Origin of the sequence: Edaphobacter bradus (genome assembly GCF_025685645.1) — a bacterium.
Lineage (GTDB): Bacteria > Acidobacteriota > Terriglobia > Terriglobales > Acidobacteriaceae > Edaphobacter > Edaphobacter bradus.
In genome coordinates this window covers 1,004,754-1,031,117 of sequence record NZ_JAGSYF010000001.1, presented here as the reverse complement: position 1 = coordinate 1,031,117, position 26,364 = coordinate 1,004,754, and the positions used below count along the sequence as shown (strand labels likewise).

The 26,364-nt window shown below is 61.2% G+C and carries 22 protein-coding genes and 1 tRNA gene; 10 read left to right on the top strand and 13 right to left on the bottom strand.

All coding sequences use genetic code 11. The annotated features are described in order from the left end of the window. Window positions 1-74: 74 nt before the first annotated feature. The 5 genes from OHL16_RS04345 to OHL16_RS04325 all read right to left on the bottom strand — a co-directional run bounded on the left by OHL16_RS04345 (window position 75) and on the right by OHL16_RS04325 (window position 5,512). On the bottom strand, window positions 75-1,283 hold the full coding sequence (locus tag OHL16_RS04345) for an efflux RND transporter periplasmic adaptor subunit (protein ID WP_263365833.1): 1,209 nt from the start codon (window positions 1,281-1,283) through the stop codon (window positions 75-77). Between the two features lie 160 nt (window positions 1,284-1,443). Further along, a complete protein-coding gene (lexA, locus tag OHL16_RS04340) occupies window positions 1,444-2,046 on the bottom strand; it encodes a transcriptional repressor LexA (protein ID WP_263365832.1) in 603 nt (200 codons plus the stop codon). A gap of 53 nt (window positions 2,047-2,099) precedes the next feature. After that, the gene (locus OHL16_RS04335; RefSeq protein ID WP_263365831.1) at window positions 2,100-3,983 is read right to left on the bottom strand and encodes a SpoIIE family protein phosphatase; all 1,884 of its coding nucleotides are present in this window, start codon (window positions 3,981-3,983) and stop codon (window positions 2,100-2,102) included. Window positions 3,984-4,114: 131 nt separating this feature from the next. Continuing rightward, window positions 4,115-4,894 carry a deoxyribose-phosphate aldolase gene (gene deoC / locus OHL16_RS04330; RefSeq protein ID WP_263365830.1) on the bottom strand — a complete coding sequence of 260 codons (780 nt, stop codon included), beginning with the start codon at window positions 4,892-4,894 and terminating at the stop codon, window positions 4,115-4,117. Window positions 4,895-5,005: 111 nt separating this feature from the next. Continuing rightward, a complete protein-coding gene (locus OHL16_RS04325) occupies window positions 5,006-5,512 on the bottom strand; it encodes a DinB family protein (RefSeq protein ID WP_263365829.1) in 507 nt (168 codons plus the stop codon). A 108-nt stretch (window positions 5,513-5,620) separates the two neighbouring features. Between OHL16_RS04325 and OHL16_RS04320 the strand changes: the two genes are divergently transcribed. After that, window positions 5,621-5,694, top strand: a tRNA-Gln gene (locus OHL16_RS04320). 27 nt (window positions 5,695-5,721) lie between these two features. Here OHL16_RS04320 and OHL16_RS04315 read toward each other — a convergent pair. The 3 genes from OHL16_RS04315 to mutS form a co-directional block, all read right to left on the bottom strand. Continuing rightward, a complete protein-coding gene (locus OHL16_RS04315) occupies window positions 5,722-7,158 on the bottom strand; it encodes an ABC transporter substrate-binding protein (protein WP_263366231.1) in 1,437 nt (478 codons plus the stop codon). 134 nt (window positions 7,159-7,292) lie between these two features. Further along, the gene (locus OHL16_RS04310; RefSeq protein WP_263365828.1) at window positions 7,293-8,480 is read right to left on the bottom strand and encodes an anhydro-N-acetylmuramic acid kinase; all 1,188 of its coding nucleotides are present in this window, start codon (window positions 8,478-8,480) and stop codon (window positions 7,293-7,295) included. Between the two features lie 106 nt (window positions 8,481-8,586). Further along, window positions 8,587-11,292, bottom strand: coding sequence for a DNA mismatch repair protein MutS (mutS, locus tag OHL16_RS04305; RefSeq protein ID WP_263365827.1), 2,706 nt, complete (start codon window positions 11,290-11,292; stop codon window positions 8,587-8,589). 132 nt (window positions 11,293-11,424) lie between these two features. Here mutS and ccsA point away from each other — a divergent pair, with 132 nt between their 5' ends. The 5 genes from ccsA (at window position 11,425) to OHL16_RS04280 (ending at window position 18,230) form a co-directional block, all read left to right on the top strand. Continuing rightward, on the top strand, window positions 11,425-12,240 hold the full coding sequence (ccsA, locus tag OHL16_RS04300; RefSeq protein ID WP_263365826.1) for a cytochrome c biogenesis protein CcsA: 816 nt from the start codon (window positions 11,425-11,427) through the stop codon (window positions 12,238-12,240). Continuing rightward, window positions 12,237-13,505, top strand: a complete 1,269-nt coding sequence (hemA, locus tag OHL16_RS04295) for a glutamyl-tRNA reductase (protein ID WP_263365825.1) — start codon at window positions 12,237-12,239, stop codon at window positions 13,503-13,505. Before ccsA ends, hemA begins: the two co-directional genes overlap by 4 nt. Before the next feature lie 92 nt (window positions 13,506-13,597). Then, the gene (locus OHL16_RS04290; RefSeq protein WP_263365824.1) at window positions 13,598-14,581 is read left to right on the top strand and encodes a FecR domain-containing protein; all 984 of its coding nucleotides are present in this window, start codon (window positions 13,598-13,600) and stop codon (window positions 14,579-14,581) included. Window positions 14,582-14,769: 188 nt separating this feature from the next. After that, a complete protein-coding gene (gene hemC / locus OHL16_RS04285; RefSeq protein WP_263365823.1) occupies window positions 14,770-15,723 on the top strand; it encodes a hydroxymethylbilane synthase in 954 nt (317 codons plus the stop codon). A gap of 95 nt (window positions 15,724-15,818) precedes the next feature. Then, complete coding sequence (locus tag OHL16_RS04280; protein ID WP_263365822.1) at window positions 15,819-18,230, top strand: Orn/Lys/Arg family decarboxylase; 2,412 nt, start codon at window positions 15,819-15,821, stop codon at window positions 18,228-18,230. A gap of 44 nt (window positions 18,231-18,274) precedes the next feature. On the opposite strand, the gene OHL16_RS04275 is transcribed toward OHL16_RS04280, so the two are convergent. Then, window positions 18,275-18,565 (bottom strand): GYD domain-containing protein, encoded by a 291-nt coding sequence (locus OHL16_RS04275; protein ID WP_263365821.1) that lies wholly within the window; start codon window positions 18,563-18,565, stop codon window positions 18,275-18,277. 130 nt (window positions 18,566-18,695) lie between these two features. Here OHL16_RS04275 and OHL16_RS04270 point away from each other — a divergent pair, with 130 nt between their 5' ends. After that, window positions 18,696-19,448, top strand: coding sequence for a uroporphyrinogen-III synthase (locus OHL16_RS04270; protein ID WP_263365820.1), 753 nt, complete (start codon window positions 18,696-18,698; stop codon window positions 19,446-19,448). 90 nt (window positions 19,449-19,538) lie between these two features. Here the strand turns inward: OHL16_RS04270 and nth are convergent, their stop codons facing one another. Continuing rightward, window positions 19,539-20,246 carry an endonuclease III gene (gene nth / locus OHL16_RS04265; protein ID WP_263365819.1) on the bottom strand — a complete coding sequence of 236 codons (708 nt, stop codon included), beginning with the start codon at window positions 20,244-20,246 and terminating at the stop codon, window positions 19,539-19,541. Between the two features lie 3 nt (window positions 20,247-20,249). Further along, window positions 20,250-21,107 carry a chlorite dismutase family protein gene (locus OHL16_RS04260; RefSeq protein ID WP_263365818.1) on the bottom strand — a complete coding sequence of 286 codons (858 nt, stop codon included), beginning with the start codon at window positions 21,105-21,107 and terminating at the stop codon, window positions 20,250-20,252. Window positions 21,108-21,177: 70 nt separating this feature from the next. Between OHL16_RS04260 and OHL16_RS04255 the strand changes: the two genes are divergently transcribed. After that, window positions 21,178-21,822, top strand: coding sequence for a DedA family protein (locus tag OHL16_RS04255; RefSeq protein ID WP_263365817.1), 645 nt, complete (start codon window positions 21,178-21,180; stop codon window positions 21,820-21,822). A 26-nt stretch (window positions 21,823-21,848) separates the two neighbouring features. Further along, window positions 21,849-22,982 carry an acyltransferase family protein gene (locus OHL16_RS04250; protein ID WP_317891039.1) on the top strand — a complete coding sequence of 378 codons (1,134 nt, stop codon included), beginning with the start codon at window positions 21,849-21,851 and terminating at the stop codon, window positions 22,980-22,982. A gap of 206 nt (window positions 22,983-23,188) precedes the next feature. Here the strand turns inward: OHL16_RS04250 and OHL16_RS04245 are convergent, their stop codons facing one another. Beyond that, a complete protein-coding gene (locus OHL16_RS04245) occupies window positions 23,189-23,593 on the bottom strand; it encodes a phosphate-starvation-inducible PsiE family protein (protein WP_263366229.1) in 405 nt (134 codons plus the stop codon). A gap of 258 nt (window positions 23,594-23,851) precedes the next feature. Between OHL16_RS04245 and OHL16_RS04240 the strand changes: the two genes are divergently transcribed. Further along, complete coding sequence (locus tag OHL16_RS04240) at window positions 23,852-25,195, top strand: inositol-3-phosphate synthase (protein ID WP_263365816.1); 1,344 nt, start codon at window positions 23,852-23,854, stop codon at window positions 25,193-25,195. Window positions 25,196-25,361: 166 nt separating this feature from the next. Here OHL16_RS04240 and OHL16_RS04235 read toward each other — a convergent pair whose 3' ends face one another. Next, a complete protein-coding gene (locus OHL16_RS04235) occupies window positions 25,362-26,264 on the bottom strand; it encodes a hypothetical protein (RefSeq protein ID WP_263365815.1) in 903 nt (300 codons plus the stop codon). Window positions 26,265-26,364: the final 100 nt, after the last annotated feature.

Sequence of the window (26,364 nt, the reverse complement as noted above, 5' to 3'; positions counted from 1 at the left end):
CTTCCCGTTCGACTTCCCATTCAGCTTCGCTCAGGGCAGGCTGCTTCGCTCAGAATGACGCCTCTAATTTCTAATTACTGCTGGAGGATGACTGTGTCGCCGGAGTTGAGGCCAGAGAGGACCTCGGTTCTGGTGCCGTTCGAGATGCCGGCCTTGATGTCGACCTTGCGGCGGCCCTTCTTCTCTTTGGAGTCGGGAACCTCGACCGATGCGTTGCGGTTCTTGTCGTAGATGACGGCCTGCTCGGGCACTGTGAGGACGTTCTTGTGCTCATCGAGGAGGATCTCGGCGTTGGCGGTCATGTTGGCCTTGAGTTCGCCGCCGGGATTGTCGATGGAGACGCGGACCTCAAAAGTGGTGACGTTGTCTTTCTCGACACCGAGCGGAGCGATCTTGGTGACCTGGCCCTGGAAGGTCTTCTCCTTGAAGGATTCGACCTTGATGCGGGCTGGCTGGCCGAGGTAGACCTTGCCGATGTCGGACTCGTCGACCTTGCCCTGGACGTAGACCTGGCGGGTGTCGCCAATGGTCATGACGAGGGTTGCGGTGGAGCCCATGACGAGGATGGAGCTGACGGCGTCGCCGAGCTCGACGTCGCGGGAGAGGATGACGCCGTCCATGGGCGAGGTGATGGTGGTATAGCTGAGCTGCTCCTCAAGCTGCTTGAGCGAGGCCTGTGACTGCTGGACCTGGGCCTGCGCCTGGTGGAGCTTGGAGGTGTCGACGGTGATCTGGGCGACGGCCTTGTCGCGGGTGTTCGCTGCGGCGAGGTACTTCTGCTGGGCGTCGTCGAGGGCCTGCTGGGAGACGACGCCGTCCTTCGACATCTCGAGATTGCGCTTGTAGGTGTGTTCGTACATGGGGAGGTCTGGGGCCTGGGCGTTGACCTTGTCGTACTGGATGGCGGCCTGCGCGGCGCGGGCGTTGGATTCGGCCGCGGCGAGTTGGGCCTTCTGCGCGTTGACCTGTGCAAGGATCTCTACCTGGTCGAGCTGGGCAAGAAGCTGGCCCTGCTTCACGTGTGCGTTGATGTCGGTGTAGAGATGGGTAACGATGCCCGAGGCCTTGGATTTGACCTCGACCTTGGTGATGGGCTGCACCTTGCCGGTGGCGACGACGGACCGGGCAATGTCGCCGCGCTCGACCTTGGCGAGCTGAGACGGCTCGATTTTGGCGCTATTTCCACGGGCCGCGACCGCGACGCCGAGGATGACGGCGATAAGCAGAACGGTGACGCCGCCCCATATCCAGATTTTGCGTTTCTTGTTGCGCTGTGTGGCCAAGGTAGAGCTCCCAGTAAATTGCCGCTTCGGAGATGGATTACGCAGGAGTGCCCCGCATAGTTCCGTGGAAAGTTTAAGCCGCGGGAGTAATAGAGCTGGTACGTCTTTTGACGTATGGAAAAGCCGTGCGGAAGCAGAGGTTAAGTGCCTGCGTAGGGTGTTATGCGTACTTGCGGAGGACTCCGAGAACCTTGCCCTGAATGCTGACGTTGGAGGCCGGGACGAAGATGGGGGCCATCTCGGTGTTGGAGGGCTGGAGGCGGATCATGCTGCCTTCGCGGTAGAAACGCTTCAGCGTTGCGTCGGCTCCGTCGACGAGGGCGACGACGATCTCTCCCTCGCGCGCGGTGCGGGTCCGCTCGACCAGGACGTAGTCGCCGGAGACGATGTGCTCGTCGCGCATGGAGTCGCCACGGACCTCAAGGGCGAAGACCTCGCGGCTGCCGATGATGTCTCCAAGAGAGATGCTCTCGGCGGTCTCGATGGCCTCGACTGGCTTGCCGGCGGCGATGCGGCCGACCAGTGGGAGGCGGTCGTAGCTCTTTTTGGAGCGGGAGGGAAGCACGTCGATGGAGCGGCTGCGGTTATGCGCGCGCTGCAGCAGGCCTTTGTTCTGGAGGTTGGTGACGTGTTTGTGCACAGTGGCGAGCGAACTGAGGCCGAGACCGCTGGCGATCTCCTCGTAAGAGGGAGAGTAGCCGTTCTTCTGCGTGAAGCTGGACAGAAAGTCGAGGACCTCTTTTTGCCGCCGCGTAATTGCCATGCTGGAATTGTAGCGAATAAAAGGCGAATTGCAAGTAGTTTCAGTGCGTCGTGCTAGAGAACTCGCAGAACAACCAGCGTCTCGTCGTCGAAGTGCTCTGTGCCCGACTGAAAGTTCGAGACCGACTTCACAATGCACTCCACCGTGGCAGCCGCCGAGGAGTGGTGCTGCGAGGCAAGCACAGCCTCCAGCCGCTCCGTCCCGAACATCTCTCCGGACGCATTCTCGGCGTCCGTAATCCCGTCCGAGAGAAAGACAATCGCGTCACCGGGCCTCGTCGAGATGGTGAACTCCTCGTACTGGACGTCGGGGAAGAGTCCCAACGGAAAGCCTTCCGCTTGAATCGTCTTGACCTCAATCTCCGGCGCACCCGTGGCGTTCTCCGAGGTTGAAACAAACAGCGGCTGGACCGACCCAGCATTGGCGATTTGAAGCGTCTGGTTTGAGTCGTCCCACAGCGCAATCAGCATCACCACGTACTGCGCATCAAGCTTGCGCTCCTGAAGCTGATCGTTCAGCGCCGTCAGCAGAGCCGCGGGCGACAGGTGCTGCGCAGCAAGCGACCGCAGTATCCCGCTCAGCATCGCCGCGTACAACGCCGCAGGAGCTGCCTTGCCGCTCACATCGCCCACGGCCAGCGCCACGCGCCCCGGCCCATAGTCGAGAAAGTCGTAGATGTCGCCCCCGATGGACCGCGCCGCCATAAACCTCGCCGCGATCTCCGCATGCTCCAGCTTTGGCGAATGCCGTGGCATCAGGCGCATCTGAACCTTGCGTGCCATCTCCAGGTCCCGCTCCAGCCGTTGCTCTTCCTCGGAGATGCGCTGGTACAGCCGTGCATTCGCAATCGAGATCGCAACCTGAGCCGCCAGAGTCGAAAGCGTGCGCAGGTGGTCTTCGTTGTAGTAGTTCAACTTCGTGTGTTCCAGGTCGAGGACGCCGATCATCTGACCCTTGTAGATAAGCGGCACGGATAGCTCGGACCGCGTCTCCGGGGCTTGAGCAAGATAGCGCGGGTCCTTGCGTACATCTGGCACCACAATCGGCTCGCGAAGCTGCGCTGCCGATCCGATAATCCCTTGGCCGAGTGAGACCGTGCGCTCGCGTGTCACGCGCTCGCCATACCGGGAAGAGAAGCGGTGCTCAAGCTGCTGGGTCCGCTCGTTCCACAGCAGAATGGTGAACATCTGGAAGTCGATCACGCGCTTCAGCAGAAGCCCGATTCGCTCCAGCAGGTCATCCACATCCAGGATGCTCGTAATCTCGCGGGAGATTTCGTTGAGCACCGTCAGCGTCTGAGCCTGCCGCGCGACCCGCGTGTAAAGCCGCGCGTTCTCCACCGCGCCCGCAATGCGGGAGGCTGTCAGTTCCAGCAGCCGCTGGTGCTCATGGGTAAAGTAGCCCACCGACTCCGACTGGATATCCAGCACGCCAATAACGCGGTTCTTGACAATCAGGGGAACCGCAAGCTCCGACCGCACCTTCGGATTGACGTCGATGTAGTTTTCGTACGTCCGTACATCGTCCACCCGAATAGACTTCCGTTCCAGCGCAGCCGTCCCGCTTATCCCTCGGCCCAGCTTGACGCGGACTCGCTCGATCTCCGCCGTATGGCCGATCTGAAAGCGCATTCTGAGGTCTTGGGTTCGCTCGTTGAGCAGCAGAATTCCGAAGATCTGGTAGTCGATCACCGCCCGCACCAGGTCCGCTACGCGGTGCATCAGGGTATTCAGGTCGAGCGTTGTATTCAGGGCGTCAGCGAGCCGGTGCAGGAACTCGACCTGCGGGGTCTCGACGCGAATATTGACCGGCTTCTCGGCGGCCTCGCCCGGTTGTGCCGGGGGGCGGTAGTCGCCCTCAAAGTGCTGCTCCGGGACAGGTTCCGGCGTCGGCGAACCCGGAGTGTCAGTACGGTTGGATTTGTCGACAGTGGGCATCCCGAAGAGCCGATGATACTACTCGGGGCCTATGTGCGTCAGGGGGTATCGAGTCAGATTGACCCGGCGGGGGTTACAGCGTCGGAAAGTCAGGGAGAAGATGAGCTCCAAGGGGCAGATGCCGCTACGCCTCAGTACCCTGGGTTGGCATTCGAGCCGGTCACATTGTGGTCGCCCGTCAGCTCGGAGACGATCCTGACGCTCGCGCTGGACCCGATCCGCGAGGCCCCGGCATGCAGCATCGCCGCGGCATCGGCCAGCGACCGAATACCGCCAGACGCCTTCACCCCAGCCCGGTTGCCCGCCACGCCACGCATCAGTGCGACGTCATCCACCGTGGCCCCGCCGGTTGCAAACCCTGTGCTCGTCTGCAGGAAATCCGCCCCAGCGCTCAACGCCAGCTCACTTGCCCGTAGCTTCTCTTCAAAGCTCAGCAGGCAGGTCTCAAGAATCACCTTTACGATCGCCCCGGCCCCGTGAGCCAGCTCTACCACACCCCGGATATCCTGCCGGACAGCCTCATAGTCGGCTGCGTTGCCTGACTTCAGCAGGCCGACATTCATCACCATGTCGATGTTGTGGGCCCCGTGCTTCAGTACCCGCGTCGTCTCATCCCGCTTCGAGGCCGAGAGCGTCGCCCCCAGAGGAAACCCTACCAGCGCGCCAACCGCAACTCCCGTGCCGGTCAGCGCCGATGCTGCCAGCGAGACCCACGCCGGATTCACCATCGCGCAGGCGAACCGGTGCGCGGCCGCCTCGTGGCACAGTTGCAACACATGAGTTCGCGTCGCATCCGGCTTCAGCAGGGTATGATCGAGCACCGCTGACAGATTCTCAGCGGAGGAGAGAGCGTGGGTGGCAAAGGAATCAGCGTCATAGCTCTTCGTCTCCAAGTGCGGCACGGTGCTCATGAATCTCCTTCAGCGCGGGTTGCTGCGCCGGTCTTTTCTACCACATGGACGTTTCTTCTGGCTTACAAGATGCATCAGGTTGCCGATCTCCGATTACAGCCGATTCTGTTCCTACCTAGGCCTCGGGATGCTCAGGTCCAGGTCTCTCCCCGTCATCTGTTTGGTGAGAACAACCACCTGGCCCACGTGGCACTGCACATGGCCTACCACCTGGTTGATTGCTTCGAGCACGCTCACTTCGCGTGCCTGAGGCGTAATCCTCTCAGTCAGCCGCACTGCTGTCACTGAGGCGATCACCTTGCGGGCCTCGGCCGCTGTGGCCTCGAACAACTCGGCCAACTCTGCCGCGCTCCGGCCACCGTCTGCGCTGAACTCTTTGTCGCGTTCGCGTACGTCCTTTGCGCCGCCCACGCCATGCATGATCCACTGCCGCATGTTGCCGCACATGTGCAGCACAAGGTTGCCCACGGCGTTCTCGTGCGCGCCATGTCGCTCCCACACTTGCACATCGGTCAACCTGCCGAGGCACGCCTTCAGGTCTGTGGTCAGCTGCCCGAGTCTCCTGTCAGAGTACTCAAGAAACAGCTTCGCAATCGTATCCGTCGTCGTATCGGTCATAGCATGATTCTACGTCGCAGGGTTGACCCGGAGCGCGTCACCTCGTACACTCAATAAGGCAGCCGTGAGCTCCCCGCTCACGATTCAACGGCTTGCAAACTCAAGCTTTGCCCCCTCGTTCAATGGTAGGACAGTCGGCTCTGAACCGATCAATCGGGGTTCGAATCCCTGGGGGGCAACCAACGCAGTGAAGCTAGTTTCAAGCAGCCCTACCGCACGCACGCCTCCCGCAGGAAATCAAAGTTCCCCGAAGCCCGTAGCTTCACATTCTCGATTCTCCGCGTGTGGATCACCTCATTGTTCGGATACCACAGCGGAATCCCCGGCAGCTCGTCGGCCAGAATCTTCTGTACCTCAACGTAGTCCTCGCGCCGCTTTGCTTGGTACAACTCGCCTGCCGCGGCCTTCAGCAGCGCATCCACCCGCGCATTCGAATAGTGCCCGCGGTTGGCTCCCTTCGGAGGAAACGCTTCCGACCCATACCCGTACCGGAAGATGTCCGGGTCTTCGTTCGACCCGATCCACCGCAGCGCATACATCTGAAACGCGCCCTTCGTAACGTCCGAGTAAAACGTTCCAAACTCCGCCGAGCGAATCTCCAGCCGAATCCCTGCCGCGCGCAACTGCTGCTGCAACACCACCGCCATCAGCCGCGTCGTCTCGTCCGTCGAAGTCTTCAGCGTAACCCTGAGCCTCACGCCATCCTTGCCGGCAGGGAAGCCCGCCTCATCCAACAGCCTCTCCGCCCGCCCCACGTCATGTGGATACTGCGCCAGCTCCGCATCGCTCGCCGCGGCCCAATGCCCCACAGGAAGCAGGGTATCGGCCAGCCGAGCCTGCCCGCGCCAGATTGCATCGACGATCGCCTGCCGGTCCATCGCGCATGCAATCGCCTTCCGCACGCGCTTGTCCTTCAGCAACGGGTCCTGCACGTTGAAGTTCGTGTAGATCACGGCTGAGCTCGGCCCCGACTCGACCTTCAGGTTCGGCACACTCTCGAGCGTATGGACCATATCGAGCGTCACCACATTGCTCGCCAGATCGGCCGAACCCTTTTGCAGCTCCAGTGCGCTCGTAATCGTATCCGGCACCACTTGAAAACGAACCCGCTCTATCTTCGGAGCCCCCGCCCAGTAATTCGCGTTCCGTCCGACCACGACCTCTTTGTCCTGTACCGCGCTCACAAACCGGAACGGCCCCGATCCCACCGGATGCAGCCCAAAATCTCTCCCCGCGCCGCGCGGAACCACACCAAAGAGCCCATCGCTCATATTGAAGAGCAGCCCCGCATCGGGCCGTTTCAGATGCACCACCACCGTGAGCCTGTCCGGCGTGTCGACCCGGTCCACCGAAGCAAACGCCCCGCCCTTGGCCGTAACCAGCGTGCCATCGATCATGCTGCGAATCGTCCACGCCACGTCCGCAGCCTCAAGCGGCCGCCCGTCATGAAAACGCACCCCGTCGCGCAGATGAAACACCCACGTCAGCGCATCGGGCTGCTCCCAGTTAGTCGCCAGCCACGGCTTTAGGTTGAAGTGCTCATCCTTCCTCACCAGCGCATCAAAGATCTGCCCACCCACCCGCTCACTCTGCGCATCCGTCCCCTGCCGCAGATCAAGATTGTTCGGGCTGCTCTCGATGATCATTACCACCGTGCGCGGATCATCCACGCGCGAACGGCACCCCAGCAATCCAATGCAAGCCGCCAAAATTACCGTGCCAAAAAATCGGCTGCCCCATCTTCGCGCAGACCGCGATCTGCCTTTCGCCTTCGAATCCCTCATCCCCGAGTAACCTTCCCCAGCACCACAGCCCGCTTCGCTCCCGTAGCGCTCGGAATATTCCCCGGTAGCCCAAACCAGCTCAACCAGGCCAGCAGAGCAAACCCCACTCCCTCCTTCGCCTGCGCCGGAATCCCAAGCTCCTCCATCAACCGCACCTTCACCCCAAGCGGCTCCAGCCCATCCCGAAGCATCTGCATCAGCGTCTCATTCTTCGCTCCACCACCTGCGACGACATACTCGATCCGAGTGGCGAGTGGAGCCGTCTGCCCCAGATGCCCCCACACAAATCTCTCGTACGCCTCCACGATAGAGCGCGCGGTCAGTGTAGTAGCTGTAGCCACGACATCGGCATCCGTGGCTCCCGCCTTTCGGCACATCGCAAGAAACCGCTCGACAAACGTATCCCCGAACTCTTCGCGCCCGCAGCTCTTCGGAGGCAGGGCAGAGAAGTACTTCTGCCGCAGAACCCGCTCCACCACAGCATCAATCACGCGTCCGCGACGAGCGACAGCACCGCCACGGTCATACCCGCGCCCAAACAGCCTAACCATGCACCCGTCGATCACCATGTTCGCCGGCCCGGTATCGAACGCCATCACGCTTTCTTCTGAAGCTCCCGCAGGAATCGCCGTCAGGTTCGCAATCCCGCCGAGATTCTGCAGCACCCGGCTTACCGTCGCAGACCGGAACATCACATAATCCAGCATCGGCACCAGCGGAGCGCCCTGCCCACTTGCCGCCAAATCTGCAGGACGAAAATCACTCACCACCGGCACGCGCAAACGCTCCGCGATTACGCTGGCTTCACCGATCTGCCACGTGCATCGTACCTCGCTCCCCAGAAACCGCGAGGCCGCGCCCTGGTGATACACCGTCTGCCCGTGGCAGCCCACCAACCCCAGCTTCACGCCAAACTGCTTCGCCGCCGCCTCCACCGCATCGGCATATACCTCACCCAGCCGCCAGTTCAGCCGCGACATATCCGCGACCGACATCGCACGGGCATCCATCGCCGCAAGCACAGCCGCGCGCAAAGCCTTCGGATACCCAAACGCCGCATGCCCAATCAACTTCACCCGCAGAGGCGCATCACCCGCACCAGGCGCAATCCTGCAAAGCGCAACATCCACGCCATCTGCCGAGGTCCCGCTCATCACCCCGGCCACCACCATTGCCTTACTCATCGCGTAAGCCTCAAAAAGGAAGTGTCATCCTGAGCGAAGCCTCTCGCAGTTTCATCGCCAGAGGCGAAGTCGAAGGATCCGCTTTTTGTCTGTCGCGCCCTGGTCTTCATCCCTTCAGCTCCCGCTGCAGCTCAGCCAGCAGATTCAGAGCCTCGCGCGGAGTAAGCCCATCCACATCCACTTCGGCAATCCTGTCCACGATCCGCTGCGACAGCGGCGTGAACATCGTCATTTGCAGGGCAGGAACACGATCAGGCGCAGCCTCGCGCACCTGCTGCGTCTCTGCACGCTCGTGCAGCTTCAGCACCTCACGCGCGCGTCCGATCACGCCTGCAGGAAGTCCTGCCAGCCTTGCGACCTCAATACCATAGCTCTTGCTCGCCGGCCCCGCTTCAACGGTGTGAAGAAACACGATCCCGCCCACCGTCTCCTTCACAGTCACGCGCAGATTCTTCAGACGCTCCAGCCTCTCGGCCAGCAGTGTCAACTCGTGGTAGTGCGTCGCGAACAATGTCCGCGCGCCGATGCGGTCGTGCAGATGCTCCACTGTGGCCCAAGCCAGCGAGAGCCCGTCATACGTCGCCGTCCCACGTCCCATCTCGTCGAGTAGGACAAGTGACCGCGACGTCGCTGTATTTAGAATCGCCGCCGTCTCCGTCATCTCCATCATGAACGTCGACCGTCCGCGCGCGACGTTATCGCTCGCCCCAATCCTCGTGTAGATGCGATCCACCAACCCCAGCCGCATCCGTTCCGCCGGAACAAAACACCCACACTGCGCCATCACCACCAGTAGCGCAGCCTGCCGCAGATACGTACTCTTGCCCCCCATATTCGGCCCAGTGATCAGCAGTACCGAAGGCCCAGCGTCCGCGTCCAGATATACCGAGTTCGGCACAAACCTTCCCGCGCCCGACTCCTCCAGCCGCCGCTCCACCACGGGATGCCGCGCCCCCACGAACTCCAGCCTTCCGCTCGCCTCGACCTCAGGCCGCACCCACCCGCGCAGCGCCGCCAGGTGCGCGAAGCACGCCAACATATCGATCTCCGCCACGCGCCGCGCCGTCTCGCGCATCCGTCCCGCCGCATCCAGCAACTGCCGCCGCAACTCCGCAAACAATCTTCGCTCGATCTCGCCGCTGCGTTCCTGCGCAGTCAGGATCTTCGTCTCATACTCCTTCAGCTCAGGAGTCGTAAACCGCTCGGCGTTCACCAGCGTCTGTTTGCGCTCATAGTCCGCGGGCACGGCCTTCGCATTCGCCTTCGTCACTTCGATGTAGTAGCCGAAGACGTTGTTGAACCGCACTTTCAGCGAGCCGATCCCCGTGCGCTCACGCTCGCGTTCCTCAATCGCCGCCAGCGCCTGCCGTCCGCTCCGGCTCAGTTCTCTCAGCTCATCGAGTTCCTTGTCCACACCCTCGCGAATCACCCCGCCGTCGCCCAGTGAGACCGGTGGCCCCTCAACGATCGTCTGCACGATCATCTCGTGCAGATCCTCCATCGCATCGAAGCCTGCACAAAGCCGCTGCCACCGCTCCGCTGCAAACTCCTTCACTGCCTCTCGCAACCCCGGCAGACACCCCAGCGTGGCCGCCAACGCGACCACCTCGCGAGGCCCGGCTGAGTCGAGCGCCACCCGCCCCAGCAGCCGCTCCAGATCAAGCACCCCATCCATCGCCCGCCGCACACCCTCGCGCCGCCGAAGATCGCGAGCAGCTTCAGCCACTGCCTCAAGCCGAGCCTCAATCTCAGCCAGCTCACTCGAAGGCCGCAACAGCGTAGCCCGCAGCAACCGTTTTCCCATCGGCGTGCAGCAGGCGTCGAGCGTGTAGAACAGAGTCGTCTGCGCGCTCTCGCCGGAAAACAGCGGTTCCACAAGCTCCAGGTTCCGCACACTCACCGCATCCAACTCAAGCGAACTTGACCGCTCATAGAACCGCAGCCCATCCAGATGCTCGAGGCCCCCTTGCTTGGTTGCGCGCATATAGTGCAGCAGGGCTCCTGCTGCCACTGCAGCCGCCTCATGCCCGCCCAGCCCCATGCCATCTAGGGAATGCACCTTGAAGTGGTTCCGCAGCAACGGCAGCGCATACTCCGCCGTAAACACCCACTCCTCCACCGCCGTCTTCGTCCGAATCGCGTCCAACCCAGCGCTGGCATCATCATCCTGGTTCTTACCCCGCCTCGAATCTCCGGGTGCCCCATCCTTCGCAGCTTCATCGCGAAGGGTGGGAAGAACACCGCTCGAACCAGGGTTCAACCCCAGCAGCCCCTGCCCATACAGCAGCTCCACCGGCCTCACCCGACCCAGCTCATCGACTATCAGCGCCCACGCGCCCGCGCCAGCAAACTCCGTCGCTCGAAACTCCCCCGTTGAAAGATCCAGCAGCGCCAGCCCGCAAGCCGTCTCCTTGCCCGTGCCTGTCACCACAATGCTAGCCAGATAATTGCTCTGTTCGGCCCCCAGCGAAGGATCGACTGCCGTCCCCGGCGTCAGGACCCGTGTCACCTCGCGCCGCACCACCGTCTTCGCGAGCTTCGGGTCCTCCATCTGCTCACAGATCGCGATCCTGTAACCCTTGCGCAGCAACCGCTGCAGATAGCTCTCCGACGCGTGGTAGGGAACCCCGCACATCGGCACGCTCTTCGCCTTGTCCCTCGCGGTCAGGGTCAGTTGCAGCTCTCGCGCCGCAACGATAGCGTCCTCAAAGAACAGCTCGTAGAAGTCCCCCATTCGGAAGAACAGCAGCGTATCCGGATGCGCGTCCTTCGCCGCCCGGTACTGCCGCATCGCCGGCGAAAGATTCGCCATCTCCCCGCTCAAAATGCCTGTTGTCTCTTGTGCCATTGCAGAATGGCCAGAATACCGCACCCGCACACCTCAATGCCCTAAGACCCGATATACTGAGGATTCGCCGGAATCGCGCGAACCCGCTCTCTCCTCATGTCCCTTGTTTGGCTCAGAGTCGCAGTTTTCTTCTACGGTATCGCAGCGCTGGCCGTCTTGCCCGCTGCGCTCTACGACCGCCCCCGCTGGCGGCACATCGCTGTTCCAGCCGCCGTCGCCGCGCTGCTCTTCCACTTCGTCTCCTTCGCCGAAACCCTCAACGCCGCTCACCACCGCCTTCCCGTTGAAACCCACGAGACACTCTCGCTCCTCGGCCTCATCCTCGCCCTCGCCTTCCTGCTCGTCTTCTCGCGATACAGGACCGTCTCGCTCGGCGTCTTCATCCTTCCCCTCTGCTTCCTTCTCGGCCTAGTGCCCGCCTTCCATCCAGGCCAGGAGAGCACCCCCTTCCCGCAACTCCACACTGGCTGGATCTTCCTTCACATCGCGCTTCTGCTTGCCGCCTACGCTGCGCTACTTCTCTCGCTGCTTGCCTCGCTGCTCTATCTCATTCAGGAGCGAAGCCTCAAATCGAAGCACTCCGCTCCCGGCGCATCGTGGCTTCCGCCGCTTGAAACCACCGATCAGATTGCGCTCAAGTCTCTCCTATTCGGCCTGCCCTGCATGACCGCTGGCCTGCTCATCGGCTCGCTCATTGCCCAGCAGACGATAGGCCCGTCCTACTTTCTCGACACCAAGGTCCTGCTCTCCTTTGCCATGTGGATTGCCTACATCGGCATGATCTACATCCGCCGCCACTCCGGCCTCCGAGGACGCCGCGCCGTGTATCTCTCCGGCTTCGTCTTCCTCGTCGTCCTCGCCGTCTGGGCCGCCAACCAGTTTTCCGCCGTACACAGGTTCGCCGCGCCATGAGCCCGCCCCCCAAACTCGTGCTGCTTGGCATCAACCACACCACGGCCCCCATCGAGGTCCGTGAACGCCTCGCCATCCCCTCAGAGCGCCTCGCCGACGCCACCCGCACCCTTGTCCACCAGCCTGGCATCCGCGAGGGCCTCATCCTCTCCACCTGCAACCGCGTCGAGTTTCTCACTCTGCAGGAGAACGGCCAGCCCACCCAGACCGCCGACCTCCTCCGCTTCCTCCACGAGTACTTCGCCCTCCCGCCCCAGAGCCTCCAGCCGCATCTGTACGAACTCCGCGAAGGCGAGGCCATCCGTCACATCTTTCGCGTCGCCAGCTCGCTCGACTCCATGGTCGTCGGCGAGCCCCAGATCCTCGGCCAGGTCAAGGAGTCCTACACCGTCGCCCGCGAGGTCGGCGCGCTCTCCGGCCCGCTCGACGCGCTCTTGCAGCGCGCCTTCACCGTAGCCAAGAAAGTACGCAGCGAGACCCAGATCGGCTCGAGCTCCGTCTCCATTGCTTCGGTCGCCGTCGATCTCGCCCGCAAGATCTTCGGCTCGCTCCAGGGCAAGACCATCCTCCTCGTCGGAGCTGGCAAGATGTCCGAGCTTGCCGCGCGTCATCTCATCCAGCATGGAGCCTCCAACATCCTCGTCGCCAACCGCACCGAGTCCCGCGCGCACAGCCTCGCCGAGCAGTTCGCCGGCTCCGGCGTTCACACTGAAGCCCTCTCGTTCGACTCCCTCTACGCCGAAGCCCCGCGCGCCGACATCGTCATCACCTCCACCGGCGCTCCGCAAAAGATCTTCGGCCGCTCCAACGGCCAGCACTTCCTCCACCAGCGCCGCAACCGCCCCATGTTCTTCATCGACATCGCCGTCCCCCGCGACGTCGATCCGCGGATGAACGAGATCGAAGGCTGCTTCGTCTACGACATCGACGACCTCCAGCAGGTCGCCCAGGCCAACCTCGCCGACCGCAGCCGCGAAGCGCAGGCCGCAGAGACCATCGTCAGCAGGGAAGTGGACAAATACCAGAAGCGTCTGCAAGCCCGCGACGCGGTGCCCGCAATTCTCGCTCTTCAACAGAACGCTGAGGCCATCCGGGAAGCAGAACTCAAGCGCATGCAATCCAGGCTGGCTACCCTCACGCCCGAACAGCAGGCGCTCGTCGACTCACTCACACGCTCGCTCACTGCAAAGCTGTTGCACCCGCAGCTTGTCGCCCTTCGTCAAGCCGCGCTGAGCGATAAGGGCAACACGGAACCGCAGGAATAGTCGCGGTCGACGGCGCTCCTAACCCTAGTCTCTGCAATAGTACGACTGTGACTTTTCTGCATCGAGAACATCTAAACAACAGAGGTTCTACGATGCCAAGGTTAACGGTACTCCTACTTTCCCTGGCGACTCTGAGCGCATTCGCGTACGGACAGAATGCGAACCCAGCCCGTCCAGGGACTCTCAATTACATAGAAGGGCAGGCGTCCATCGAGGGCAACCAGCTCACTTCCAGTTCCATCGGCAGCACCGAGCTTCAAACCGATCAGACGCTGTCCACCGCCAACGGTAAGGCGGAGATCCTGCTGACGCCCGGTGTCTTCCTCCGTCTCGGAGGCAATACCACCGTCCGGATGGTCTCTCCCAACCTCACGCAGACCGAGGTCAAGCTCGTGCAGGGCCGCGCAGATGTTGAAGTCGATCAGATCTACAAACAGAACGTTCTTCTCGTCGACATGCCGAACGGCCAGACGCAGCTGCTGAAGAACGGTCTTTACGGCTTCGACGTTGACGACTCGACCGTTCGGGTATTCGACGGACAGGCCGCAGTCTATCCGGGAGCCGGCCCCCACACTGGCATCAAGCCCATCGAAGTCAAGGGCGGCCATCAACTCGCGCTCAACGGCGAGCCAGCTAAGTCGCAGCACTTCAACAAGGGCAAAGCAGAGGACAATCTCTACAACTGGAGCAGCCTACGGTCGCAATATCTCGGCGAGGCGAACGTCAATCTAGCCGAAGCATACGCCGGATATCCCGGATTCTATCCCGGCTGGTACTGGGCAGGCGGACCATACGGCTACACCTGGCTCCCCGGCGACGGCCTCTTCTGGAACCCGTTCGGATATGGCTTCTACTCGCCCTACTACATCCACGGCGGAGGCTTTATCTATGGCCGTTATGGTAGCGGCATCTACCCATACCGCGGAGGCTACGTTGGAGGTCGCGCAGCTGGAGGCGGATACGTCCACGGCGCCGTGCCCGCCCACTCATCGGCAGGCTTCAGCGGTGGCAACAGTAGTGGTTTCCATGGAGGAAGCAGTGGTGGCTTCCACGGTGGCGGAGGCGGTCACCGCTAGTACCGCTCTGATTGGCTGTATCGGAGAAAGCGTCGCCCATTGTTGAGCGACGCTCTCCTACGATTTGGCATTCGGTTTTACTAAGCCTTACGAACTTCGTCAGAAGGCAAAGCTGGCCTGAAAAACGACGCTCCGATTTCCCGCAGTGGTCGTTTTTGCTCGCCAAAATCCCGTATCCTAAACAAGACATGAGTACCGAAAGCAGCAACGTGAAGGCTCCGATCCGCATCGGCTCCCGTGGCTCCCAGCTTGCGCTCTGGCAGGCTAACCACATTCTCGAAGCACTCCGCGAAGCTGGCCACGCCGCCGAGATCGACGTCATCCGGACCACGGGCGACCACATGCAGCAGGCCAGCTTCGTCACGCCTCCCAACCTCGACGGCAAGGGCATCTTTATCAAGGAGATTGAAGAGGCCCTCGAAGAGAACCGCATCGACATCGCTGTCCACTCGCTCAAGGACCTGCCAACGCAGCTCGCTCCTCAGTTCACCCTCGCCGCCATTCCCAGGCGCGCCGATGCGCGTGACGCCTGGGTCTGCGAGCCTTACTGGGCGCTCCACGCCCTCCCTTTGCACGGACGCATTGGCACCACAAGCCCGCGTCGCCGCGCACAGCTTCTCGCGCTCCGCCCCGACGTCGAGTTCGTCGACATCCGCGGCAACATCGATACGCGCCTCAGGAAGCTCGCCGCCGGCGAGTGTGACGCCCTCGTGCTTGCCGCTGCGGGCCTCGAACGTCTCGACCGCACGGAGTGGGTCCATCAACGCTTCTCGCCTGCCGAACTTTGTCCTGCTCCCGGCCAGGGCGCCCTCGCCATTGAGACTCGCTCCTCCTACACCGAGCGCGACATCTTCATCCGCGAGGCGATCGCCTTCCTCGATCACGCCGAGACCCGTTTCGCCGTCGAGGCCGAACGCGTCACTCTCGACGCACTCGGAGGAGGCTGCTCACTCCCCATCGGCGCGCACTGCGTTCCCGAGTACAACAAGTGGCGCATGTTCGCCCAGGTCATCGCTCCTGACGGCGAATCGATGGTCCAGATTGACACCGAAGCCTCGCTCTCCACCTCCGCAGAAACCCTCGGCCGCTGGGTCGCCGAAGACCTCAAATCCAAGGGCGCGCTCGAGCTTCTGACTGTGTAAAACTTCGTCCGTCAAATTCTCGTCTTATTCGCGTACGAGTAAATTTCCGTGCGCCAAAATCGCTATAAACTGTCTGCTGGAAAGTGTGAGGTGGAATGAACGAAGGTCGTTGGGTTCTGTTGATTGCAAGTGAAGTGGGTGGAACAGAGTCGGTCTCAGACCGCGCTATGGAAAGACTCGTCGGGGCCATCAAAGAAGAGGGCTATGAGGTCATCCGCACATCCACTCCCGAGGATGGTCTGTCTCTCGTTACCTCCGACCCCTCGCACTCCGCAATCCTCCTCGACTGGGACCTCGAAGGCGAGGGCCAGTTCGACGAGCGCGCGGCGCTCAAGGTGCTCCGCGCCGTCCGACACCGCAACAAGAAGGTTCCCATCTTCCTCATCGCCGACCGCACCCTCGTCAGCGAACTGCCTCTCGAAGTCGTTAAGCAGGTGCACGAGTACATCCACCTCTTTGGCGATACGCCCGCCTTCATCGCGAATCGCGTCGACTTCGCCGTCGAGCGCTACCACGAGCAGCTTCTCCCGCCCTACTTCCGCGAACTCAAGAAGTACACCGACCAGGGCGCCTACTCTTGGGACGCACCCGGCCACATGGGCGGCGTCGCTTACCTCAAGCACCCCGTCGGCATGGAGTTCCAGCGCTTCTTCGGCGAGAACCTCCTGCGCTCCGATCTCGGCATCTCCACCGCACAGCTGGGCTCCTGGCTCGACCACCTCGGTCCTCCGGGAGAGTCCGAGCGCAACGCCGCCCGCATCTTCGGTGCTGACTGGACCTTCTTCGTCCTCGGCGGTTCCTCTACCTCCAATCAGATTATCGGCCACGGAGTTATCGCGCAGGATGACATCGTCCTCGCTGACGCCAACTGCCACAAGTCCATCTGCCACTCCCTCACCGTCACCGGCGCGCGCCCCGTCTACATGAAGCCCACGCGCAACGGCTATGGCATGATTGGCCTCGTCCCCATCAAGCGCTTCGCTCCCGACTTCATCCGCGGCCTCATCGACAAGAGCCCGCTCACCAAGGGCGTCGCCAATCAGAACCCCACCTACGCCGTCGTCACCAACTCCACTTACGACGGCCTCTGCTACGACGTCAATCGCGTCGTTGAAGAGCTGTCGAAGTCCGTGCCCCGCGTCCACTTCGACGAGGCCTGGTACGCCTACGCCAAGTTTCACAAGATATACCGCGGCCGCTTCGCCATGGACGTCCCCGACGACGTGCCTGATCGCCCCACCATCTTCTCCGTTCAGTCCACCCACAAGATGCTTGCGGCCTTCTCGATGGGTTCAATGGTCCACATCAAGCTCAGCCCGCGCGCGCCGCTTGAATTCGACCAGTTCAACGAGTCCTTCATGATGCACGGCACAACCTCGCCCTTCTACCCGCTCATCGCGTCGCTCGACGTCGCCGCGGCCATGATGGACGAGCCCGCCGGTCCCACGCTAATGTACGAGACCATCCACGACGCCATCAGCTTCCGCAAGGCCATGTCGTCCGTCGCGCATCGTCTCCGCCGCGCCGAAAACGGCGAAGGCTGGTTCTTCCGCCTCTTCCAGCCGGAGCAGGTCACCGATCCTCACACCGGCGAGACGCACGTCTTTGAGGAGACCCCCGACGGTCTGCTCGGTTCGAATCCCAACTGCTGGACCCTCAAGCCTGGCGAGGATTGGCACGGCTTCCAGGACGAAGACATTGCCGACGGCTACTGCATGCTCGACCCCACCAAGGTCACCATCCTTATGCCCGGAGTCAACGCGCAGGGACAGGTAAGCGACTGGGGCATCCCCGCCGCCATCCTCACCGAGTTCCTCGACTCCCGTCGCGTCGAGATCGCCCGCACCGGCGACTACACCGTCCTCGTCCTCTTCTCCGTCGGAACCTCCAAGGGCAAGTGGGGCTCACTTCTCGAGAACCTCTTCGAGTTCAAGCGCCTCTACGACAGCGAGGCCCCGCTCGAAGAGGCCCTCCCCGAACTCGTCGCCAAGTACCCCACCCGCTACCGCAACGTTACCCTCAAAGAGCTCTCCGACCAGATGCACGCAGCCATGATCGAGCTCAACCTCCCCACGCTCGTCGGCGACGCCTGCGACGAGGACTTCGACCCCGTCCTCACTCCCGCGCAGACCTACCAGAAGCTCCTGCGCAACGAGACAGAGAAGATTCGCTTCACCCAGATGCACGGCCGCATCGGCGCCGTCATGCTCGTTCCGTACCCTCCCGGCATCCCCATGTGCATGCCCGGCGAGCGCCTCGGTGGGCCTGAAAGCCCAGTCATCCGCCTCATCCTCGCCACCGAGGAGTTCGGCAAGCGCTTCCCAGGCTTCGAGCGCGAGGTCCACGGCATCGAGGTCGATGGAGATGGGAACTACTGGATGCGCGCCGTCGTCGAAACTCCCGAGCAGAAGCATGTCGGCGGCGGAAACGGCAAGGTTCACCCGCCCAGCGCAGCGCCGCCGGTCAAGAAGGCCCGCAGAACCCAACCCCGCCGTAGTTCCGAGTAAATAGAAAAGCCCCGGTCAGCAACCCGGGGCTTTCTTCCGGCTGCTTACAGAGCAGCCATAATGCTTCTGTACTCTGTTTCTGTGAAGGCGCGTGATGTCTGCGTCGTTATGTTTCCTTGCGAAATCAGGGAGAGTGTCGCCTTGGCTAACGCCTCATCGTTGGGAGCTTCCGAGATGATCACCATGTCGTACTTGCCCGTTGTCATAAAGAAATGCAGCATCTTCACGCCACCAGTCTGAAATGCCTTTCTTGCTGCGTCCAGCCTCGCCGGACTCTCTTTGACCTTCTGCGCTCCTTGCTGCGTCCAGCGACATAGCGAAATGTACGTCGGCATAGGCCACCTCACAGCGCGCTATGCTAGGCGCGTATCTGGAATCAAGTCAAATTCGCCGCGCATGAATCTGCGCCGGGAAAACAAGTGTCTACGGCCGACACTTCGAAGGAGACATACAATACGCAAAGCAATGCATACCCTGCATAACAAACGCATCCTCATCACGCGCACCCGCTTGCAAGCCTCCGATCTCGCCGTGCAGCTCGAAGCCCTCGGAGCCAATCCCCTCGTCATTCCCACTATCGAGATCATCCCGCCCGACTCTTACGCACCGCTGGACGCCGCCCTCGCCCAGCTCGACACCTTCGACTGGCTCATCTTCACCAGCGCCAACGCCGTCGAAGTCTTCGCCGCACGCCGAAATCCCACATCTCGTTCAAAGAAGATAGCCGTCATCGGCCCCGCCACAGCCCGAGCAGTGCAGGGAATCGGCCTCCACGTTGATCTCATCCCGCCGTCGTACGTCGCGGAATCCCTCGCCGAAGCTCTGGCGCCCCTCACCTCAGACAAACGCATCCTGCTCATCCGCGCCGCAGAAGCCCGCGACATTCTCCCCGAAACCCTCACCCGCGCCGGAGCCACTGTCACCATTGCAGAAGCCTACCGCAACCGCATCCCGCCCGAATCGATCCCCGCACTCCAACAACTCTTCGCTTCACCCGCGAGCTACCCCGACGCCATCACCTTCACTAGCGCCTCCACGGCTCGAAACCTCATCGCGCTCCTCGAAGCCGCAGGCGTTACTCTCCCGAAGGGAATAACCCTCGCATCCATCGGCCCCATCACCTCACAGGCCCTGCGCGACCTCGGCCTAACCCCTACCCTTGAAGCCACTGAACCCACCATCCCATCGCTGGTCGAAATCCTCGCCCAGAGGCTCTAACCATTTTGTTGTCATTCCGCAGCGAAGCAGCCTGCCCTGAGCGAAGCCGAATGGGGAGGAATCTACTGTTGTCTTTCAGGCACCTGAGAACTAAGCTGGATGCGAACTCCACGTCTTATCCCCCGAGTAGCACAGCTTTTCCAGCGTGCAATCCACACACTTCGGCTTACGTGCCACACAAATCTGCCGCCCATGATGAATCAGCTCATGCGAGAAGTTGATCCACCGGTCCTGCGGAATAATCTTCATCAGGTCCTGCTCCACCTTCTCCGGAGCCGTCTCCTTTGTTAATTCCAGCCGGTGTGATAGCCGCATGACGTGGGTATCCACAACAACTCCTGCCGGAATCCCGAACCACGACCCCAACACAACATTCGCCGTCTTCCGAGCAACCCCCGGCAGCCGCAGAATCTCCTCCATTGTCTGCGGAATCTTCCCCCCAAACTCCTCCGTCACGATCTGCGCCGCGCCCTTGATCGACTTCGCCTTGTTCCGGAAGAACCCTGTCGTCCGAATCATCTCCTCGATCTCCGGCAGAGAAGCCGCCGCCATCGCCTTGGGAGTAGGGAAGACCTTGAACAACGCGGGCGTCACCAGATTCACCCGCACATCCGTGCACTGCGCCGAAAGTATGGTCGCCACAGTAAGCTCCCACGCATTGTGGTGGTTGAGTGCACAAACCACACCCGGATACGTCTTCTCCAGCACATCCAGAATCGCCGCGACTCGCGCCGGGTCCGTAGGATTCCGCTTAGTCTTCTTCGCCGGTGTCTTCGTCGCAGCCTTCGCAGTCGCCATTCCTCACCCGATCCGGTTCAGCATCTCTTCTGCCGACAGCCTCACGCAGCTAAAGATAGGCGTGTCCTGCAGTGTATACATGCTGATTTCCGTCTCCCGAAGCTGCTGCACCAGGTCCAGAAAATCCTCCGGAAAGTTCGTCTCAAACGCCACCACAAACTCCTGGTCGTCGATCCCGAACGAGTAAGTCGTATTCAGCTTCACCCGCGGATACTGCAGCCCAATCCGGATATGCTCATCCATCAGCCGCTTCCGCTCCTCCGCCGGCAGCAGGTACCACGCCCGCGTCTTCCAGAACGGATAGATGAAGATGTACTTCTGCCCGCCCGGTCTGATCGCTCCACGGCCTTCGCCCTCGCTCTCATCCGGCCGGTCAATCTGGTACTGTGACCGCTTCGTCATCGCCAGAAAATTGTGCGGAGCCGTCAGATACCCACCCAGCGGAGTCGCCATCAACTCACTACGCATCCGGTTCAGCTCATCGACAGCATAGCCAATCGACCACACGCACATATCGACATCGCCGCGCGTCCCCACGGTCGAGTATGTCATCGAGAGAAACTCTCCCGGCTTGTTCCACTTCGCCAGCACCTCGGCAAACGCCGCTTTGTGCTCGGCCCTCGTCTCAGCAGGCAGTCTCCGCCACTCCGGCATCACCTTGTAAAAGCTGAAACACACAATCTGCCGCTTCACCGGCGGCTTTGAGGGATCATGTGGCTGCGCCTGCGGTTGAGAACCCGCGCCGTAGCTGCTCGCGGGACGTCCACTTACCGCCGCAGGCGCGCCTGCCGCTTGAGCTGCTGTCGTTGCTCCCGCACTCTTTATCGGCGTCTCCACCGGAGTTCCTGCTGTATCTGCCATTGCACTTTCTCCTGACAAATTAATGCTAGCGCATCTGGCCCTTCCGCTCACCTCGCTATACTCGAACAGAATGTCGGAAAAGCTCATCACTGCCATTGCCTCCTTCATCATCGCCATCATCTCTGCCGGAGGCTATGTAGGCATCGCCCTCCTCATGGGCATCGAATCCGCCTGCATTCCGCTGCCGTCGGAGATCATCATGCCCTTCGCCGGCTACCTCGTGCACACCGGCCAGCTCAAGCTCTTCTGGGTCGCTACCGCCGGAGCCCTCGGTTGCAACCTCGGCTCCATCCCTGCCTACTGGCTCGGAGCCTGGGGAGGCCGCCCCGCCGTCGAGCGCTTTGGCCGCTTCATCCTCCTCAGCCGCCACGACCTCGACCGCACCGAGCACTTCTTCCATCGCTTCGGTGGCATCACAGTCCTCGTCGCGCGTCTTCTCCCCGTCGTCCGCACCTTTATCGCTCTGCCTGCCGGCATCGGACGCATGCCGCGGCTTCGCTTTCACCTCTACACCTTCATCGGCTCCTGGCCCTGGTGCTACGTCCTTGCCTACGTCGGCATGAAGCTCGGCGACAAATGGGACTCCGACCCGCGCTTCAAGGAGATCTTCCACCGCTTCCACCTCGCCGTCGAGGTAGCGCTCCTCGCAGCAATCCTCTTCTTCCTCTACACCCACTGGAAGAACCGCATCCGTCCCGATAAAATCGAAGCGTAAACAACAGCCACCAACGGGGAACTGTCCTGAAGCAGAAGCAACATATCCCGGCACTCGACGGTCTCCGCGGATTTGCCGTGCTCACCGTCTTCATCTTTCACTACGGCGGCGGAACTCACTCCTCCATCCGCGCCATGCGCCTCTTCGGCCTGCTCAACAAAGGCGGCTGGGTCGGCGTCACGCTCTTCTTCGTCCTCTCCGGCTTCCTCATCACAGGCATTCTCTGGGACTCCTTCGACCAGCCTCACTGGTGGCGCAACTTCTACGCCCGTCGCGCCCTTCGCATCTTTCCCCTCTACTACGCCAGCCTTCTGCTCGTCCTCCTTGCCGCCGCGGTCCAGGGAACCCTGCTTCCCGCCCTTCGCAGCATTTGGATCCCCGCGCTCTTCCTGCAGAACATGCCTCATCTCATCAGCGTGGTCGACCGCATCCCCTCGCCTTTCGCGCTCTTTCACTTCTGGAGCCTCGCCGTCGAGGAGCAGTTCTATCTCATCTGGCCATTCCTCCTCGTCATTCAAAAGTCCCGCATCCGCGCAGAGATCTTCTGCTTGCTCACCTTTCTCTTCTCCTGCCTCTTCCGCATCCTCCTCTGGCACTTCGCGCCTCACGCCGATCAGTACTCGGCATTCCTCCTCACCCGAGCCGGAGAGCTCGCCGCTGGCGGCTGGCTTGCTCTCGCCTTCCGCGGACCCTCCTGGTCGCGCATCGAGCGCCTCGCTCCCGGCGTCGCTCTCACTGGACTCGTTGGTTTCCTCATCTGCGGCACCCTCGCTGGCTCGTTCGAGGCCAACAGCCGCCTCCAGATGACCTTCGGCCTCCCCTCGATCACCCTCTGCTTTACTGCCCTCCTCGTGCTCTCCATGCGACCCGGCATCGTGCAGAGCTGCGCCGAGGCAGCCTGGCTCCGTTGGCTCGGCGGCATCAGCTACGGTGTCTATGTCTTTCACATGCTCTTCCTCGGCGCCTACATGGGAATCGTGGAGAAGCTCCTCGGCCACGGCAACGTTACAGCCACTAACCTTGCCCTTCTCTTCATCGCCGCCGTCTCCTCTGTCGGTGTCGCCTGGCTCTCCTACCACTTCTTCGAGACCCCATTCCTCAGGCTGAAGTCCCGCTTCGCCTCGCGTCGCACTCAGCCCGTAGCGGAAGTATCCCAATAAGCCCCTCCCTCCGGGCCACCTGCAAAGAACGCATCCGCCTGAGTGAGAGTACGTAAAACCCGTCGAAGTGGCGCTCCTCGCAGCAATCGTCTTCTTCCTCTACACCCACTGGAAGAACCGCATCCGCGTCGAAGAGGCATAGCTGCTGAAAGTCGCCGGAAGGCAATTATCTTGCTCTTCGTGGTCCCCAAATCGCTGAATATCCGCTATTCATCTTCATTACTGTGCAGGGCAGGCTTGCCCAGCCGCTCAAAATAGAAGGCAATGGCCAAGGCAAGAATGAGGGCTGCAATTCCGAACAGCGTCAAGCTGGGCACTTCATTTGGCTCTTCGATAATCACCTTTCGCGCCATGGCGATCAGTGCAACTTCAATTACGACACGAACGTGAATTACATCCTTTTTTAGGTAGGCTTTCAGCGTTTCAATCAGCTCTACGCCGATCAACACCAACAAGAAGTATCCAAAGATTTCAAGCAATCCCGGGACTGGAATCAGGAACCGCGGCGGCTCTAATATCTCATGGCCTATCAGTACGCCAAGGTGCACTGTTGAAAGAACCATCACCACGATCAGCATTCCAGCGAGCGTCAGTACAGTGAGCTTCTGCATCTTCGTCAATACCATTTCCACAGTCACTCGAAACCCTCCCGGAGAAAGAAGACCCTGATTCGCTATTGACCCTGAATTGTAGCGAGTTCTATGGGGTCAGGATGATTTCGCCCTGCAGACACGCCGAAATCCGCACAAATCGCGTTACCGCTAAAGCCTGTAGATTCGCCCATTTTGTTTGCGCTGCCTGTTTGACTGCGAAATACTAACCTTTCCGGCTACACGGAAAAATCGCGTCATAGAAGGGTATCGCCAAGCATGTCTAAACCCAGCGCCGCTGCCAACGAGGCGGCCAGCAGCATCAAGCCAGCCACAGGAAAACTTGGGGTCATGATTCCCGGCATGGGAGCCGTCGCAACGACGCTCATCGCCGGTGTCGAAGCCATCCGCCGCGGACTCGCCAAGCCAATCGGATCCACCTCGCAAATGGGAACCATCCGCCTCGGCAAGCGCACCGAAGGCCGCAGCCCGCTCATCAAGGACTTCGTCCCCCTCGCCTCGCTCGACGACCTCGTCTTCACCGGCTGGGACATCTTCGGCGGCAACCTCTACGACGCCGCCAAGACCGCGCAGGTTCTCGACCGCGACCAGCTAGACGAGATCAAGCCCTTCCTCCAGTCCATCGAGCCCATGCCTGCCGTCTTCAACCAGCACTACGTCAAGCGGCTCGAAGGCAAGTCCGTCAAGACCGGCAAGAACAAGTGCGACCTCGCCAACCAGATCCGCAACGACATCGCCGAGTTCAAGACCAAGACCGATCGCCAGGTTATGATCTGGTGCGGCTCCACCGAGATCTTCCTCGAACAGACCGCCGTCCACCAGTCCCTCGCCGCTTTTGAAAAGGGCCTCGTCGAGGACGACCCCAACATCTCCCCCTCGATGCTCTACGCCTGGGCCGCGCTGAAAGAGGGCGTTCCCTTCATCAACGGCGCGCCCAACCTCACCGTCGACATCCCCGCGCTCAACGAGCTCTCCCGCAAGATGAACGCCCCCATCTGCGGCAAGGACTACAAGACCGGCCAGACCTTCATCAAGACCGTCCTCGCACCCGCCTTCAAGGTTCGCAACCTTGGAGTCAGTGGCTGGTACTCCACCAACATCCTCGGCAACCGCGACGGCGAGGTTCTCGACGACCCCGAGTCCTTCAAGACCAAAGAGGTCTCCAAGCTCGGCGTCCTCGAGCACATCTTCCAGCCGCACCTGCACCCTGAACTGTACGGAGACATCTACCACAAGGTCCGCATCAACTATTACCCGCCACGTGGTGATAACAAAGAGGGTTGGGACAACATCGACATCTTCGGTTGGCTCGGCTATCCGATGCAGCTCAAGGTCGACTTCCTCTGTCGCGACTCCATCCTCGCCGCGCCGCTCGCTCTCGACCTCATCCTCTTTATGGACCTCGCCGCCCGCACGCCATCGCTGCGCGGCGTCGGCATCCAGGAGTGGCTGAGCTTCTACTTCAAGGATCCAGACAGCGCCCCCGGCGTCTACCCCGAGCACGACCTCTTCATTCAGCACATGAAGCTAAAAAACACCCTCCGCCACATCATGGGCGAAGACCTGATCACCCACCTCGGCCTCGACTACTACGGCGAGTAACTCCGAAGGAACAAGTACCAGACAAGCGGTGGCTGCGAACCAGACCTTTGCAGCCACCGAATCGTTTTCCTGTTGAAGCAATCGTTCAGAGGGAACAGACCGCAAAAAAAGAAGCTCCGGGGCCAGGTCCGGAGCTTCTTTTACAAACATTCCCAGCTGCTCTTACCTAGTAGCCCCTGTAATACCCTCGGTATGCGATCGGAGGATATCCGTATCCATAAGCCATTGGAGGGTACGCGTAAGCCACCGGAGCAGGAGGATACCCGTAAAACACCGGGGGCTGCACCTCAACCGGAAAAGGCTGCTGGATAATCGTGGGAGCTTGTGCAGGAGCCTGCACAATGACTACCGTCGGGCTTGGCTGAGCATATGCTTGCTGAACCGGTGCCGGCTGTCCAGGCTGCGCATACGCGCGCTCGATCGGCGCCGACTGCACTGAAACGCGCTCGATCGGTGCCGCCTGCTGCGCCGGCGTAGCATCGGCATAGTTATAACGGGAGATCAGCTCAGGTTGATGCTGCACCTCGGACTTTGTCGGAATCCCGAAGTCGTCCAGGACCATGACCGTCAAGCGCGTCTCCGGCTTCAGTGTTGGATACGGTCCACGCCGCGGCAGATTGATCAGGTCGATCGGCCAAAGCACCGGGATCATCCACTCCACGGTATCGCGAACCGCGTGTCCCGTCCCATGAATCTTCCCATCGCGGTCCACAGGATTCTTCCCCGAGGTTGCGACAACCCGCGTCGAAATCGGGATCACGGTATCGTTTCCAACCACCATCCGATTAAACTTCAGCTCCATCCAGCCCTTGCCAACGAAGTGCCCGGGATCTTTGTAGTCTTCGAAACGGCCGACCATGTAGCTCCCGTACGGAAACACCGATCGTCCGTACATTTCAGCATGGCTCACCTGACAGAGCACCGGGTCTCCGATGTGCGCTCTCTTGGAGGAGAGGTTGGGCTCGGACACCATGCACTGCATGACCGAACCGGCTGGAATCAACTGCTCCGCACCTGCGGCAAGCGAAGCGAAGAAAACAAGCAGTAACGCGGCAAAAAAGCGCTTCATGAAACCTCCTCAATGTGCGTACGTGGACTAAGGGCCCTGATGCCTTAACCTTCGTTCGTCGAATCTCGGAGAGTAATCTAAGACTTGCCTGTATGTTCAG

Bases quoted from the DNA above. Each gene is read 5' to 3' on its own strand.
- mutS (WP_263365827.1), bottom strand. From the start codon at position 11,292: ATGGCGAATCTTTCGCCGGCGATGCGGCAGTACCGGGCGGCGAAGGAC.
- OHL16_RS04310 (WP_263365828.1), bottom strand. From the start codon at position 8,480: ATGAGTAAGGCAATGGTGGTGGCCGGGGTGATGAGCGGGACCTCGGCA.
- nth (WP_263365819.1), bottom strand. From the start codon at position 20,246: ATGGCGACTGCGAAGGCTGCGACGAAGACACCGGCGAAGAAGACTAAG.
- OHL16_RS04270 (WP_263365820.1), top strand. From the start codon at position 18,696: ATGCATACCCTGCATAACAAACGCATCCTCATCACGCGCACCCGCTTG.
- OHL16_RS04335 (WP_263365831.1), bottom strand. From the start codon at position 3,983: ATGCCCACTGTCGACAAATCCAACCGTACTGACACTCCGGGTTCGCCG.
- OHL16_RS04235 (WP_263365815.1), bottom strand. From the start codon at position 26,264: ATGAAGCGCTTTTTTGCCGCGTTACTGCTTGTTTTCTTCGCTTCGCTT.
- ccsA (WP_263365826.1), top strand. From the start codon at position 11,425: ATGTCCCTTGTTTGGCTCAGAGTCGCAGTTTTCTTCTACGGTATCGCA.
- hemA (WP_263365825.1), top strand. From the start codon at position 12,237: ATGAGCCCGCCCCCCAAACTCGTGCTGCTTGGCATCAACCACACCACG.
- OHL16_RS04325 (WP_263365829.1), bottom strand. From the start codon at position 5,512: ATGACCGATACGACGACGGATACGATTGCGAAGCTGTTTCTTGAGTAC.
- lexA (WP_263365832.1), bottom strand. From the start codon at position 2,046: ATGGCAATTACGCGGCGGCAAAAAGAGGTCCTCGACTTTCTGTCCAGC.
- hemC (WP_263365823.1), top strand. From the start codon at position 14,770: ATGAGTACCGAAAGCAGCAACGTGAAGGCTCCGATCCGCATCGGCTCC.
- OHL16_RS04290 (WP_263365824.1), top strand. From the start codon at position 13,598: ATGCCAAGGTTAACGGTACTCCTACTTTCCCTGGCGACTCTGAGCGCA.
- OHL16_RS04240 (WP_263365816.1), top strand. From the start codon at position 23,852: ATGTCTAAACCCAGCGCCGCTGCCAACGAGGCGGCCAGCAGCATCAAG.
- deoC (WP_263365830.1), bottom strand. From the start codon at position 4,894: ATGAGCACCGTGCCGCACTTGGAGACGAAGAGCTATGACGCTGATTCC.
- OHL16_RS04280 (WP_263365822.1), top strand. From the start codon at position 15,819: ATGAACGAAGGTCGTTGGGTTCTGTTGATTGCAAGTGAAGTGGGTGGA.
- OHL16_RS04255 (WP_263365817.1), top strand. From the start codon at position 21,178: ATGTCGGAAAAGCTCATCACTGCCATTGCCTCCTTCATCATCGCCATC.
- OHL16_RS04245 (WP_263366229.1), bottom strand. From the start codon at position 23,593: ATGCAGAAGCTCACTGTACTGACGCTCGCTGGAATGCTGATCGTGGTG.
- OHL16_RS04260 (WP_263365818.1), bottom strand. From the start codon at position 21,107: ATGGCAGATACAGCAGGAACTCCGGTGGAGACGCCGATAAAGAGTGCG.
- OHL16_RS04275 (WP_263365821.1), bottom strand. From the start codon at position 18,565: ATGCCGACGTACATTTCGCTATGTCGCTGGACGCAGCAAGGAGCGCAG.
- OHL16_RS04315 (WP_263366231.1), bottom strand. From the start codon at position 7,158: ATGATCATCGAGAGCAGCCCGAACAATCTTGATCTGCGGCAGGGGACG.